At 53.3% G+C, this 12,741-nt stretch carries 14 protein-coding genes; 7 read left to right on the top strand and 7 right to left on the bottom strand.

The features are described 5' to 3' along the window. Positions 1–39: 39 nt before the first annotated feature. Positions 40–828: a 4,5-DOPA-extradiol-dioxygenase gene (gene ygiD, locus OGX92_RS19550; protein WP_126317407.1), complete on the top strand. Its 789-nt coding sequence runs from the start codon at positions 40–42 to the stop codon at positions 826–828. An 85-nt stretch (positions 829–913) separates the two neighbouring features. Here ygiD and OGX92_RS19545 read toward each other — a convergent pair whose 3' ends face one another. The 3 genes from OGX92_RS19545 to tolC all read right to left on the bottom strand — a co-directional run bounded on the left by OGX92_RS19545 (position 914) and on the right by tolC (position 4,382). Next, a complete protein-coding gene (locus tag OGX92_RS19545) occupies positions 914–2,074 on the bottom strand; it encodes a glutathionylspermidine synthase family protein (RefSeq protein ID WP_003828411.1) in 1,161 nt (386 codons plus the stop codon). A 5-nt stretch (positions 2,075–2,079) separates the two neighbouring features. Continuing rightward, positions 2,080–2,757 carry a DUF1190 family protein gene (locus OGX92_RS19540; RefSeq protein ID WP_003024591.1) on the bottom strand — a complete coding sequence of 226 codons (678 nt, stop codon included), beginning with the start codon at positions 2,755–2,757 and terminating at the stop codon, positions 2,080–2,082. Between the two features lie 146 nt (positions 2,758–2,903). Then, positions 2,904–4,382: an outer membrane channel protein TolC gene (gene tolC, locus OGX92_RS19535; RefSeq protein ID WP_126957673.1), complete on the bottom strand. Its 1,479-nt coding sequence runs from the start codon at positions 4,380–4,382 to the stop codon at positions 2,904–2,906. 199 nt (positions 4,383–4,581) lie between these two features. On the opposite strand from tolC, the gene nudF reads away from it, so the two are divergent. Genes nudF through parE form a run of 5 tightly spaced genes read left to right on the top strand, consistent with a single transcriptional unit; the run spans position 4,582 to position 8,987 of the window. Further along, the gene (nudF, locus tag OGX92_RS19530; protein ID WP_048225550.1) at positions 4,582–5,214 is read left to right on the top strand and encodes an ADP-ribose diphosphatase; all 633 of its coding nucleotides are present in this window, start codon (positions 4,582–4,584) and stop codon (positions 5,212–5,214) included. Beyond that, positions 5,211–5,633, top strand: coding sequence for a DUF1249 family protein (locus OGX92_RS19525; protein WP_003024582.1), 423 nt, complete (start codon positions 5,211–5,213; stop codon positions 5,631–5,633). The genes nudF and OGX92_RS19525 overlap by 4 nt, the downstream gene beginning before the upstream one ends. Positions 5,634–5,657: 24 nt before the next feature. Further along, positions 5,658–6,485, top strand: a complete 828-nt coding sequence (gene cpdA / locus OGX92_RS19520; RefSeq protein ID WP_008785825.1) for a 3',5'-cyclic-AMP phosphodiesterase — start codon at positions 5,658–5,660, stop codon at positions 6,483–6,485. Beyond that, positions 6,485–7,066 (top strand): esterase YqiA, encoded by a 582-nt coding sequence (gene yqiA, locus OGX92_RS19515; protein WP_003024575.1) that lies wholly within the window; start codon positions 6,485–6,487, stop codon positions 7,064–7,066. Before cpdA ends, yqiA begins: the two co-directional genes overlap by 1 nt. A gap of 28 nt (positions 7,067–7,094) precedes the next feature. After that, a complete protein-coding gene (parE, locus tag OGX92_RS19510) occupies positions 7,095–8,987 on the top strand; it encodes a DNA topoisomerase IV subunit B (RefSeq protein ID WP_003024571.1) in 1,893 nt (630 codons plus the stop codon). A 106-nt stretch (positions 8,988–9,093) separates the two neighbouring features. Here parE and OGX92_RS19505 read toward each other — a convergent pair whose 3' ends face one another. From OGX92_RS19505 to qseB, 4 genes are all read right to left on the bottom strand, one after another. Then, positions 9,094–9,408, bottom strand: coding sequence for a putative quinol monooxygenase (locus tag OGX92_RS19505; RefSeq protein ID WP_003024557.1), 315 nt, complete (start codon positions 9,406–9,408; stop codon positions 9,094–9,096). A gap of 30 nt (positions 9,409–9,438) precedes the next feature. Beyond that, complete coding sequence (locus tag OGX92_RS19500) at positions 9,439–10,020, bottom strand: NAD(P)H-dependent oxidoreductase (protein ID WP_003828397.1); 582 nt, start codon at positions 10,018–10,020, stop codon at positions 9,439–9,441. A 109-nt stretch (positions 10,021–10,129) separates the two neighbouring features. Continuing rightward, complete coding sequence (qseC, locus tag OGX92_RS19495; protein ID WP_148361471.1) at positions 10,130–11,479, bottom strand: quorum sensing histidine kinase QseC; 1,350 nt, start codon at positions 11,477–11,479, stop codon at positions 10,130–10,132. After that, positions 11,476–12,135, bottom strand: a complete 660-nt coding sequence (qseB, locus tag OGX92_RS19490; protein WP_003828394.1) for a quorum sensing response regulator transcription factor QseB — start codon at positions 12,133–12,135, stop codon at positions 11,476–11,478. The genes qseC and qseB overlap by 4 nt, the downstream gene beginning before the upstream one ends. Before the next feature lie 150 nt (positions 12,136–12,285). Between qseB and OGX92_RS19485 the strand changes: the two genes are divergently transcribed. Next, entirely contained in the window at positions 12,286–12,684 is a 399-nt protein-coding gene (locus tag OGX92_RS19485) for a YgiW/YdeI family stress tolerance OB fold protein (protein WP_003024544.1), read from the top strand. The last annotated feature ends 57 nt before the right edge of the window (positions 12,685–12,741 follow it).

Genomic DNA, 12,741 nt, shown 5'->3' with positions numbered 1-12,741 from the left:
TGGTGGTATCAAAATGACTCCCTCAGTAAGGATATCATCATGTCTTCAACTCGTATGCCAGCATTGTTTTTGGGCCACGGTAGCCCGATGAATGTTCTGGAAGATAACGTTTATACCCGTGCCTGGCAGCAACTGGGGGAAACGTTGCCGCGTCCGAAAGCCATTGTGGTGGTCTCGGCGCACTGGTTCACCCGTGGAACGGGTGTGACTGCGATGGAAGCCCCCAAAACGATCCACGATTTTGGCGGTTTTCCGCAAGCATTATATGACACCCATTACCCGGCTCCTGGTTCGCCTGAACTGGCACAGCATCTGGTTAACTTGCTTGCTCCAGTGCCTGTTACCCTGGACAAAGAAGCGTGGGGTTTTGACCACGGTTCCTGGGGCGTGCTGATCAAGATGTACCCGAATGCGGATATTCCGATGGTGCAACTGAGCATTGATAGCACCAAACCCGCGGCATGGCATTTTGAGATGGGCCGTAAGCTGGCGGCGCTGCGTGATGAGGGCATTATGCTGGTGGCCAGTGGTAACGTGGTGCATAACCTGCGCACTGCGCGCTGGCACGGTGAGAACACGCCTTATCCGTGGGCGACTTCATTCAATGATTATGTTAAGGCAAACCTGACATGGCAGGGACCGGTTGAGCAGCACCCATTGGTGAACTATCTCGATCATGAAGGTGGATCGTTATCAAACCCGACGCCGGATCACTATCTGCCGCTGCTGTATGTACTCGGGGCATGGGACGGTAAAGAGTCTGTCACGATCCCGGTAGATGGTATTGAGATGGGAAGTTTAAGTATGTTGTCGGTGCAGGTTGGATGATGAATGCCCGATGGCACTGCGCTTATCGGGCAATAAGTTCATGCTGAAGGCCGGGTAAGGCGGAGCCGCCACCCGGCACTCTCAATTATTCGACAAAAATATGCGGATAGAAACGTGACAGATCCTGTGTGATCAACGCGCGGTCTTCACGAATGCCGATCCCGGCTGGTTGATCGTTGATCAGCCAGCTGCCAATCAGCATATAGCTGTCGCCAAACTTCGGTAGCTGATGGAACTGCTGCACGATCATACCTTCTTCACCGTACGGCCCTTCCACTGCTTCGATCGTTTTACCGTTCTCAACAATGGAGACGTTAGCCCCCTCGCGTGAGAAGATCGGTTTGACGACGAATTTATCCATCTGCGGATGATCGTCTTCGGCGAAGTACGCTGGCAGCAGGTTCGGATGGTCCGGGAACATTTCCCATAACAGCGGCAACAGTGCTTTATTGGAGATAATGCTCTTCCAGGCCGGTTCCAGCCAGCGAACGCCAGCATCTTCCAGCTTGGTGGAGAACATTTCACGCAGCATGAATTCCCATGGATAGAGCTTGAACAGGTTAGCGATTACCTGATCCTGCATGTCGGTGAACTGACCTTTTTCACCAAGACCAATATCTTCTACATAGAGGAATTCTGTAGCGATCTCAGCTTCGGCCGCGCAATCCTGTAGATACTGGATCGTACCGCGATCTTCCACCGTATCACGACAGCAGGTCAGATGAAGCAGTTGAAAACCATACTGCTCACGCAGCTCGGTGAAACGCTCGATCAGTTTTTCCTGCAGACTGTTGAACTGATCGCTGCCTTCCGGCAGGTTGCCCGCATTGAGCTGATCTTCCAGCCAGATCCACTGGAAAAACGCGGCTTCGTACAGCGAGGTTGGCGTATCGGCGTTGTTTTCTAAAAGCTTGGGTTCACCCGTGCCGTCCCATGCCAGATCGAGACGTGAATAGAGCGACGGTTGCTGCGTCTGCCAGGACTGGCGGACAAAGCCCCAGGTATGCTTCGGAATGCGAAACTTGGTCATCAACTCATCGCTGGCGATGACCTTTTCCACCACCTTGAGGCACATTTGATGCAGCTCTGCGGTGACCTCTTCCAGCTTTTCTACCTGAGCAAGGGTGAGCTTATAGTACGCGTCTTCACACCAGTACGGCTCGCCGTACATCGTGTGAAAATTGAAACCGTATTCGGTGGCTTTGTCGCGCCAGTCCGGGCGCTCAACAATACTGACTCTTTCCATGACGATCAGCCACCCATTGAACGTGTGGTGGTGCCGCTTGCGCTACGCTGCATGGTGCTCTGTTTGGCCACAGACTCACCAAATCCGCCGCGGGTTACGGTAGAGGTGGTGGCAGGTTTCGGTGCCATAGCGGTTTTCGGTACGGTCATGGTGCGACCCGGCGTTGCTGCACCGTAGTTTTTACCGCTGGCATCCGTGTATTTGCCGTAAGCCGGGCTGGCTGGGTTTTTCGAGCTGAACAGCGGTTGCTGAGCGCCCATTCCGCCGCCCATCAGTCGGCCCATCATGTAGCCCGCCATCAGCGGCATCCAGAAGCTGCCGCTGCTTTGATTCTGCGCCTGAGCCTGGCCTTCACCGGTCGGCGCCATACCTGCTTGCGCAGGAGCCTGCTGGCACTGGCCTTCGCCGAATTCAGCGATACAGTCTTCACGAGTGGCGTATTTTGGCGCGGTACGTTCAGCTTCTTTCAGCGCATTGTTAAACGCAGTAGTACATTCGGCGCTTTTACCCGGGTTAGCTGCAGAGCAGTCGTCAGCGTTCTGATAAAGCGAAACCGTTTCGTCGCTCTTTTCACAGCCCGCGAGCATAAACACAGCGGTAACTGCCAGGGCGACAGGAGTCAGATGGCGCGCGCTCCAGCTTTTGCGGAACGAGGCGTGATGTATAGATTTTGTCCGTTTCATTTATGTCTTCCAGTACCCAGTGGTAACTCTGCTCAGAATAGAGGATGACTGGTCGAAATTGAAGCGGTAAGAGGCGAGAATGCGGAAGAAGGGCGGATCTTTACGTTGTCTTACGTTCAGACGGGGCCGAAGCCCCGTCATCAGCATCAGTTACGGAACGGGTTGTTGCCGTTGCTGCTGGTTGAACGCGCGGCCGTTGGCTGAGCCGCAGGCGTCGCGCTGTTGGACGTATAACCGTCCGCCGCGGCATCTTGCTGCGCGTTTTCCGGCGCGATCGTATCCGGAGTCGTGGATACGGGTTTACCCAGCGTATTGTTCAGTGCTACCAGATCCTGCTCGTTCAGCGTACCGAGCGCAGATTTGACGTTTAACTGGTTAATAAGATAGGTATAACGCGCATTCGCCAGTTGCTGCTTGGCGTTGTACAGCGTGGTGGTGGCATCCAACACATCCACGATGGTACGTGTACCTACGGAATAGCCGGCTTCCATCGCATCCAAAGAGCTTTGGGCCGAGACAACCGCTTGTTTGTACGCGTTAATGCTACTGATGGAAGCATTAATGTTGTTGAACGAAGAACGCACGGTCTGCACCACGCTGCGGTGCGCGCTTTCCAGCTGTTCGCTCGCGCCAACAAAGTTGTACTGCGCTTGTTTCACCTGCGAGTTAACCATTCCGCCCTGATACAGCGGCAGCGAGAAGCTCAGACCAATTTTGTTCTGGCCCATGTTGCTGTCGTCGTACTGGGAGGTGTTGGTTTTAGAGCCGCTGTAAGAGGTGTCAGAAACGCCGGTAGAGGCAGTCAAATTCAGAGTCGGTAAATGACCATCTTGCGCCAGACGAATCTGCTCACGTGCCAGATCCTGGCTCAAACGGGCCTGCAATAATGACAGGTTGCGGTTTTCTGCTTCTTTCAGCAGCGCGTTCACCGCCTGCGGTTTGTTGGTTTTAAAACCATCAACGTTCAGTGAAGCCAGTTCCGGGTAGTAGTTACCGGTTACCTGGCGCAGCTGTTCTACCGCGTTATCCAGATTGTTACGCGCGGTAACTTCGTTCGCCAGTACAGTATCGTATTGTGAACGGGCGTTCTGTACGTCAGTGATGGCAACCAGGCCAACGTTAAAACGCTGAGTGGTCTGATCTAACTGACGATAGACCGCATCTTTCTGTGCCTGGGTATAAGAAAGCACGTCAATTGCGTTCAATACGTTAAAATAGGCTGTGGCGGTATTCAGGATCAGCGTTTGCTGATCGGTCTGATAGGTCACGTCCTGGATGCCCGCTGATTTTTCTTGCAGCGTCAGGGCACGCCATTTAGACATGTCAAAAATAGACTGAGTTAACTGCAAAGATGCGCTGGTTGCATTGGAGTTGACGCCATTTGCATCACGGTAGCCATTGCTGTAGGTGTAATCGGCACCTAAACCCAGTTGCGGCAGCAATGGACTACGCGCTTCGTTAATTTTTTCGAATGCAGCATCGCGATCGGCGGCGGATTTACGCAATTCCGGGTTGCTCAGGCGTGCTTGCTGATAAACCTGCATCAGGTTTTCTGCCTGGCTCAAAGTACTGAACCCCGACAGGCTCAGGCCGATAAGGATGGGGAGCAATTTCTTCATTTGCATTCCTTGTTGTGAAGCAGTATTTAGCGCTGATCAAATTGTAAAAATATTTGCTGATTCTAGCAGAATCCGCCACTTCAAAAAGTTGGCGTTACGTGCCATACGGCGTTAATTTGCATCAATTTAACACAAGGGCGTTCAAACATCAGTCAAACGACCTTGAAATTCACATTTTAATCACTATTGGTTTCAGGACAGCACAATGCGTAAACCAGACAACTTGCCAATGACTTTCACTAAAAATGATGTAGAAATTATTGCACGAGAAACGCTATACCGCGGTTTTTTTTCACTGGATCTTTATCGGTTTCGCCACCGCCTGTTTAACGGGGGGATGAGCGGTGAGGTAACGCGCGAAATTTTTGAGCGCGGACACGCGGCTGTCTTGCTACCCTTTGACCCTGAGCGGGATGAAGTTGTGCTGGTCGAGCAGATTCGTATTGCGGCATTTGATACCAGCGAAAGCCCGTGGCTACTGGAAATGGTAGCCGGAATGATCGAAGAGGGCGAAACCGTTGAAGATGTAGCCCGTCGTGAAGCAATGGAAGAGGCCGGGCTGGAAGTTAAAAGGACGAAACCCGTTCTGAGCTATCTGGCAAGCCCGGGTGGCACCAGTGAGCGTCTGTCTATTTTAGTCGGCGAAGTGGACGCCACGACCGCGAGCGGAATACACGGTCTGGCTGATGAAAACGAAGATATTCGTGTTCATGTGGTAAGCCGGGAACAGGCTTACCAATGGGTAGAAGAGGGGAAAATCGACAACGCAGCGTCTGTCATCGCCTTGCAATGGTTACAGCTGCACTATCAAGAGTTAAAAACTGAGTGGAAAAAATGAAGCGTTACACACCTGACTTCCCTGAAATGATGCGTCTGTGCGAAACCAACTATTCGCAATTGCGCCGCCTGCTGCCACGTAATGATGCAGCCGGTGAAACAGTGAGCTATCAGGTAGCAAACGCACAATATCGGTTAACGATCGTTGAATCGACCCGATACACTACGCTTGTCGCGATCGAACAAACGGCACCGGCCGTCACTTACTGGAGCCTGCCGTCATTGACTGTGCGCCTGTATCATGACGCAAGGGTGGCTGAAGTGTGTTCAAGTCAGCAGATCTTTCGCTTCAAAGCGCGGTATGATTATCCAAATAAAAAGTTGCATCAACGCGACGAAAAGCATCAAATTAATCAGTTTCTGGCCGACTGGTTACGGTACTGTTTAGCACATGGAGCGATGGCGATTCCGGTTTATTAGCGTCGTGAAACCTAAGGACACCATTTGGAAAGCCTGTTAACCCTTCCTTTGGCTGGTGAGGCCAGAGTCAGGATCTTACAAATTACAGACACTCACCTGTTTGCCGAAAAGCATGAAACGCTGCTGGGTGTGAACACCTGGGACAGCTATCAATCCGTACTGGATGCAATACATGCAGAGTCGCCTGAGTACGATCTGATCGTCGCGACGGGTGATTTGGCGCAGGATCAATCCGCTGCGGCTTATCAGCATTTTGCTGAGGGCATCGCAAGTTTTCGTGCGCCTTGCGTTTGGCTACCGGGCAATCACGATTTTCAGCCGGCAATGTACAGCGCGCTGCAGGATGCGGGCATTTCCCCGGCCAAACGCGTTTTCATTGGCGAACAGTGGCAAATATTGTTGCTGGACAGCCAGGTGTTCGGCGTTCCCCACGGTGAGTTAAGTGAATTCCAGCTCGAATGGCTGGAGCGTAAACTTGCTGATGCGCCAGAGCGTAATACCTTGTTGCTTCTGCATCATCATCCTCTGCCTGCAGGCTGCAGCTGGCTCGATCAGCACAGTCTGCGTAATGCCGCTGAGCTGGATAACGTGCTGGTGAATTATCCTCGCGCCAGGTATCTATTGTGCGGGCATATTCATCAGGAACTGGATCTGGACTGGAACGGTCGCCGTCTGCTGGCGACGCCGTCGACCTGCGTGCAGTTTAAACCGCACTGTTCCAACTTCACATTGGATACCATCAGCCCAGGCTGGCGGACGCTGGAGCTTTTTGCCGACGGAACATTGCAGACTCAGGTACGTCGTCTGCAGGGTAATCGGTTCCACCCTGATACCGCTTCAGAAGGCTACTGATGTCTACGCTTCTCTATCTTCACGGATTTAATAGCTCTCCACGTTCGGCGAAGGCGTGTTTACTGAAAAACTGGCTGGCGGAGCACCATCCGCACGTTGAGATGATCGTGCCGCAGTTGCCGCCGTATCCAGCGCAGGCCGCAGAGATGCTGGAATCGATCATTCTTGAACATGGCGGAGAGTCGCTGGGGATTGTCGGTTCCTCTTTAGGCGGTTATTACGCCACCTGGCTGTCGCAATGTTTTATGCTGCCGGCAGTGGTGGTGAACCCTGCCGTACGGCCTTATGAACTGCTGGTCGACTATCTCGGTCAAAACGAGAACCCCTACACGGGGCAGCAATATGTGCTAGAGTCACGCCATATTTACGATCTTAAAGTCATGCAGATTGACCCGCTGGAAGCGCCGGATTTGATCTGGCTGCTCCAACAAACGGGCGATGAAGTGTTGGACTACCGCCAGGCGGTGGCGTATTACGCCTCCTGCCGTCAGACAGTTATTGAGGGCGGAAACCACGCATTCACGGGCTTCGAAGATTATTTCAACCCGATTGTCGATTTCCTTGGACTGCACAGTTTCTGACGATCAATTCGAATTGCTTATTTAAACCATGACGCAAACTTATAACGCTGATGCCATTGAGGTACTCACTGGGCTTGAGCCGGTACGCCGTCGCCCTGGGATGTACACCGATACGACCCGTCCGAACCATCTTGGACAGGAAGTGATTGATAACAGTGTGGATGAAGCACTGGCGGGTCACGCAAAACGCGTGGACGTGATCTTACATGCCGACCAGTCACTGGAAGTCATTGATGACGGACGCGGCATGCCGGTAGATATTCACCCTGAAGAAGGCGTTCCGGCGGTTGAGCTGATCCTCTGTCGTCTGCACGCGGGCGGCAAGTTCTCTAACAAGAACTACCAGTTCTCCGGCGGTCTGCACGGTGTGGGTATCTCCGTCGTCAACGCCCTGTCCAAACGTGTGGAAGTGAACGTGCGCCGCGACGGGCAGGTATACAACATCGCGTTTGAGAATGGCGATAAAGTGCAGGATTTACAGGTTGTCGGTACCTGCGGCAAACGCAATACCGGGACCAGCGTGCACTTCTGGCCGGATGAAAGCTTCTTTGACAGCCCGCGTTTTTCTGTTTCGCGCTTAACGCACGTACTGAAAGCAAAAGCGGTACTGTGCCCAGGCGTTGAGATCACTTTTAAGGATGAGGTCAACAATAGCGAGCAGCGCTGGTGCTACCAGGATGGTTTAAATGACTATCTGAGCGAAGCGGTGAATGGCCTACCGACGCTGCCGGAAAAACCGTTTATCGGTAATTTCAGCGGTGAGACGGAGACGGTGGACTGGGCGCTGCTCTGGCTGCCGGAAGGCGGCGAGCTGCTGACCGAAAGCTATGTGAACCTGATCCCAACCATGCAGGGCGGTACGCACGTTAACGGTCTGCGTCAGGGACTGCTGGATGCGATGCGCGAGTTCTGTGAATACCGTAACATCCTGCCGCGTGGCGTGAAGCTGTCGGCGGAAGATATCTGGGATCGCTGTGCTTATGTGTTGTCGGTAAAAATGCAGGATCCGCAGTTTGCCGGACAAACCAAAGAGCGCCTCTCTTCGCGTCAGTGTGCGGCATTCGTCTCTGGTGTGGTGAAAGATGCATTCAGTTTGTGGCTGAACCAGAATGTGCAGTCAGCCGAACTGCTGGCTGAGATGGCGATTTCCAGCGCGCAGCGTCGTCTGCGTGCGGCGAAAAAAGTAGTGCGTAAAAAGCTGACCAGCGGTCCGGCGCTGCCGGGTAAACTGGCGGACTGTACCGCACAGGATCTTAATCGCACCGAACTGTTCCTTGTCGAAGGTGACTCGGCGGGCGGATCGGCCAAGCAGGCGCGCGATCGTGAATATCAGGCGATCATGCCGCTGAAAGGTAAGATCCTCAATACCTGGGAAGTCTCTTCCGATGAAGTGCTGGCTTCGCAGGAGGTTCACGATATCTCCGTGGCGATCGGCATCGATCCGGACAGCGACGATCTGAGCCAATTGCGCTACGGCAAGATCTGTATCCTGGCGGATGCGGACTCCGATGGCCTGCACATCGCCACGCTGCTGTGCGCGCTGTTTGTGAAACACTTCCGCACGCTGGTGAAACACGGTCACGTCTACGTGGCGCTGCCGCCGTTATACCGTATCGACCTTGGTAAAGAGGTGTATTACGCGCTGACGGAAGAAGAGAAAGCGGGCGTACTGGAGCAGTTAAAGCGCAAGAAAGGCAAGCCGAACGTGCAGCGCTTTAAAGGTCTGGGTGAAATGAACCCGATGCAGCTTCGTGAAACTACGCTGGATCCGAACACCCGTCGCCTGGTGCAGCTCATTATCGATGATGAAGACGATCAGCGTACCAACGCAATGATGGATATGCTGCTGGCCAAAAAGCGTTCTGAAGATCGTCGAAACTGGTTGCAAGAGAAAGGCGACCTGGCGGATCTCGAAGGGTAATTGCATGTAGAAAAGCCGGAGACGGGCGTAAAATGCCTTATCCGGCTCTCATCTGACGAAGCGATTTATGCCGGATAGCTAAGCGTCACCCGGCAAATCGACAATCTTAAATGCCCGACTCCAGAATACGAATATTCATGTCCAGCACGTCACCTTTCACGGCTTCGCTGTAGGCTTTCATATGCGGGGTCTGCAAATGCGCTTCAAGATGCGCGATGCTTTCCCACTGCTCAACCATCACGATTGAATCTGGCGCTGTGGTCTGAAAACTCACACCTGCGGCATGATCCACCATCGGCGCATAGCCGTGGCAGCCTTCTTCTTTCAGTACGGTCGGAACGATTTTGGCAAACTGATCCAGTACCGCCTGGCGGTGATGTTGACCTGGACGTGTACGGATTTCTGCAATAACGGTAAGCATGGTTAACTCCTTCTAATTCCAGGTTACCAGTTAACCAAAAATTTCGGTCAGATGCTTGCGATATTCTGCGATATAACGCGGGACGTCCGGCATTTTAATCACGTCATTGGTGATAAAGGTCGGCAGCGCTTCCATTCCCAGGAACTGGTTTGCTTTATGGAACGGGAGATAGACGCCATCAACGCCAACGCCATGGAAAAACTGGTCTTTTTCAGTGAAGGCTTCCATCGGTGCGTTCCAGGTCAGGGACAGCATGTATTTTTTGCCCTGAATCAGCCCGCCGGAGCCGTATTTTTTAGAGGCATCTGAACGTGTGCGGCCGTCGCTGGCGTACAGCGTACCGTGACCTTCGGTAAACACGTCATCGATGTATTTTTTCACGGTCCACGGTGCGCCCATCCACCAGCCAGGCATCTGCCAGATAACCGCATCGGCCCAGACGAAATTCTGCACTTCTGCTTTTACGTCATAATCGCTGTCTGCGCGTACGACTTTAACATCATGCCCGAGGTCGCGCAGGATACCGTCCGCGACCTCGGTCAGGGTGTCATTCAGTTGACCATTAGAATGGCCGAATTTTTTCGCCCCGTTGATAATTAGAATGTTGCTCATTTTGTGTCCTCAAGGAAATACGTTTGAGGACGATTTTACTCCCACCAGCGGTGCGGTGAAATTAGCAAAATGTGCAAAGTCTTTTGCTATGTGAGCAACAATAACGCAATTACCAACTGACTTTTGCTTCAAAGCCACCTTCCGGGGCATTGCCAAACGAGGCTGACATTCCATGCAGTGTTGCGATACGGCGGACAATCGACAGGCCGAGGCCGCTGCCGGTCACGCTTTGTCCCGGTGGACGATAAAAGCGTTCACCGATGTGTGTAAGTACCTCCGGCGCAACGCCAGGACCATTATCTTTGACGCTGAAGTTACGGGCGTTGAGCGTCACTTCCACAATGCTCCCCTGCGGACTGTAGCGAATGGCATTATCCAGCAGATTTCGTACCATCAGGCTCAGCAACAGCGGCTGTCCTGTGCGCGTGATATTGTGTGCGTTAATCTGCAAACGTACGTCAATATGCGCCTGCTGGGCCGGGTGGTAGATATCCATCACCGCGGATTGCAGTAGCTCCTCCAGCGAGATTTCTGCCACATCCTGAAGATTATCGAGGGAGTCGAGGCGCGAAAGCGTCAGGAGCTGATCGACCAGTCGGGTGGCGCGTTCAATTCCCGCATGCAGCTGCACCAGCGCTTTTTCCCGCGTTTGCGGGTCGTCGTCTGACAGTTGCACCACTTCGGTTTGCACCTTCAGCGCGGTCAACGGACTGCGTAGCTCGTGAGCAGCGTCAGAGGTAAAGCGTCGTTCGCGGACCATCATAGAGTGGATACGGGTAAACAGCTGATTAAGCGATTCAACCAGCGGGCGCACTTCGCTTGGCACACCTTTCGGGTCGAGCGGTTCTTCTGACTCCGGGGCGCGCCAGCGCAGAGCTTGCGCCAGTTTTTTTAGCGGCCTGAGTTCGCGACTCAGCATGACCACCAGGATCAGCAACATCAGCGGCAGCGCAACCAGCCACGGGGTTAACTGTGCGGTAAGGATCGACAGCGCCATATCCTCCCGGTATTCCCACTCCTGGCCCACCACAATGCGATATTTTCCATCAGCGGAATTCAGCCACAGGAAGCGCCAGGAATCGTTGTCGCCCCTGAGTTGGCCGTCGCTAAACCCCTCCCGGCTGTAGCTGTAGGGAATATCCTGGCCATTGTCGCCATCGTGTAGCACCATTTTGCCGTCGGTGGAGTAGATGGCAAACGCCAGTGCGTCGTCATCAATATGGCCATGTTTCAGTTTTTTTGGCGTGCGGGCCATCGTGCTTGAGGTGGTGACATCGCTGATATCCAGCGTGCTAAGCCGCTTGGCGAACAGCATCAGCTGCGTATCAAACAGTTCATCGACATTATCGGTAGTCTGCCTCCAGGCCACAAAACTGGATACGGCCCAGGTCGCTGATGCCAGAATCAGAAAAATAAGCGTTAGCCTGACTCGCAGGCTGAGGCGTTGTGTGAGTTTCATGCGTCACCCAGGGTATAGCCAATGCCATGCACGGTACGGATAAAGTCGCTGCCGAGCTTACGGCGTAAGTGATGGACGTGGACCTCAACCGCATTGCTGGAGACATTTTCGTCCCAGGTATACAGTTTTTCTTCAATCAGTTTGCGGGGCAGGACGCGACCTTTGTTGCGCATCAGCAGTTCCAGCAGCGCGAACTCTTTAGGTTTGAGTGACAAAGGTTCACCCGCCGCCGTGGCGACCAGCGCGCCGGGATCGAGCGTTACCTGGCCATGGCACAATGTGTTGCTGGCCTGGCCGCTGGCACGACGTACCAGTGCCTCCAGTCTGGCGGCAACTTCGATCAGCGCAAAGGGTTTGCACAGATAGTCATCTGCGCCCAGGCGCAGGCCTTCAACGCGTTCTGCCAGCGCGTCGCGAGCGGTCAGAATCAGCACAGGCTCCTGCTTTCCGTTGGCTCGCCATTCGCGCAAAATGTCCCGTCCGTCTATGCCCGGCAGCGTCAGGTCGAGGATTACCGCATCATAAGGTGCGCTGTAGAGTGCTTCTTTCCCTTGGCGACCTTCGGTAAACCAGTCGATGCTGAAACCCATTTTACTCAGACCTGTTTTCAGGCCATCGCCAATCAACGTGTCATCTTCGATCAGTAAAATACGCATATGTTCATCCCTGCGATAACTCATTTGCAGTCAGTAAACCTGTGGCTACAGTCTCTGTACAGCAAAAAAAGTATCTTTTTTTGCCTTAAGAACTTGTTAAGGATTAACTTATTTAATAGTCGTAAACCAACATGAAAGGGAGACATGACGATGAAAAAATTAGCTGCAATGGTTGCCGTAATGGCACTGTGTTCCGCACCTGTTCTGGCAGCTCAGCAGGGCGGCTTCTCTGGGCCAACGACAACCACCACGCAGAGCCAAAACGGCGGATTTGTCGGCCCGAACGGTAGCAGCACGACGGTAGAAAGCGCCAAATCACTGCGTGATGACACTTGGGTTACCCTGCGTGGGAACATCGTTGAGCGTATTTCCGACGACCTGTACGTGTTTAAAGATGCGACCGGCACGGTGAATGTGGATATCGACCACAAGCGCTGGAACGGCGTAACCGTCACACCGCAGGATGTGGTTGAAATCCAGGGTGAAGTGGATAAAGACTGGAACTCCGTTGAAATCGACGTGAAACAGATTACCAAAGTTGCTAAGTAATCCCCATCAGGGCCGCATTCGCGGCCCTTTTCTTTGTGACTCAACACGCCAGATAGG

The sequence above is a fragment of the Citrobacter sp. Cpo089 genome (assembly GCF_030332695.1).
GTDB lineage: Bacteria > Pseudomonadota > Gammaproteobacteria > Enterobacterales > Enterobacteriaceae > Citrobacter > Citrobacter portucalensis.
The sequence above is the reverse complement of the archived record's forward strand: the minus strand, read 5'-3'. Positions and strand labels throughout refer to the sequence as shown.

What these genes read in the sequence shown, in the direction of transcription:
- ygiD (WP_126317407.1), top strand. Translation starts at nt 40, where the DNA reads ATGTCTTCAACTCGTATGCCAGCATTGTTTTTGGGCCACGGTAGCCCG.
- OGX92_RS19545 (WP_003828411.1), bottom strand. Translation starts at nt 2,074, where the DNA reads ATGGAAAGAGTCAGTATTGTTGAGCGCCCGGACTGGCGCGACAAAGCC.
- OGX92_RS19540 (WP_003024591.1), bottom strand. Translation starts at nt 2,757, where the DNA reads ATGAAACGGACAAAATCTATACATCACGCCTCGTTCCGCAAAAGCTGG.
- tolC (WP_126957673.1), bottom strand. Translation starts at nt 4,382, where the DNA reads ATGCAAATGAAGAAATTGCTCCCCATCCTTATCGGCCTGAGCCTGTCG.
- nudF (WP_048225550.1), top strand. Translation starts at nt 4,582, where the DNA reads ATGCGTAAACCAGACAACTTGCCAATGACTTTCACTAAAAATGATGTA.
- OGX92_RS19525 (WP_003024582.1), top strand. Translation starts at nt 5,211, where the DNA reads ATGAAGCGTTACACACCTGACTTCCCTGAAATGATGCGTCTGTGCGAA.
- yqiA (WP_003024575.1), top strand. Translation starts at nt 6,485, where the DNA reads ATGTCTACGCTTCTCTATCTTCACGGATTTAATAGCTCTCCACGTTCG.
- parE (WP_003024571.1), top strand. Translation starts at nt 7,095, where the DNA reads ATGACGCAAACTTATAACGCTGATGCCATTGAGGTACTCACTGGGCTT.
- OGX92_RS19505 (WP_003024557.1), bottom strand. Translation starts at nt 9,408, where the DNA reads ATGCTTACCGTTATTGCAGAAATCCGTACACGTCCAGGTCAACATCAC.
- OGX92_RS19500 (WP_003828397.1), bottom strand. Translation starts at nt 10,020, where the DNA reads ATGAGCAACATTCTAATTATCAACGGGGCGAAAAAATTCGGCCATTCT.
- qseC (WP_148361471.1), bottom strand. Translation starts at nt 11,479, where the DNA reads ATGAAACTCACACAACGCCTCAGCCTGCGAGTCAGGCTAACGCTTATT.
- qseB (WP_003828394.1), bottom strand. Translation starts at nt 12,135, where the DNA reads ATGCGTATTTTACTGATCGAAGATGACACGTTGATTGGCGATGGCCTG.
- OGX92_RS19485 (WP_003024544.1), top strand. Translation starts at nt 12,286, where the DNA reads ATGAAAAAATTAGCTGCAATGGTTGCCGTAATGGCACTGTGTTCCGCA.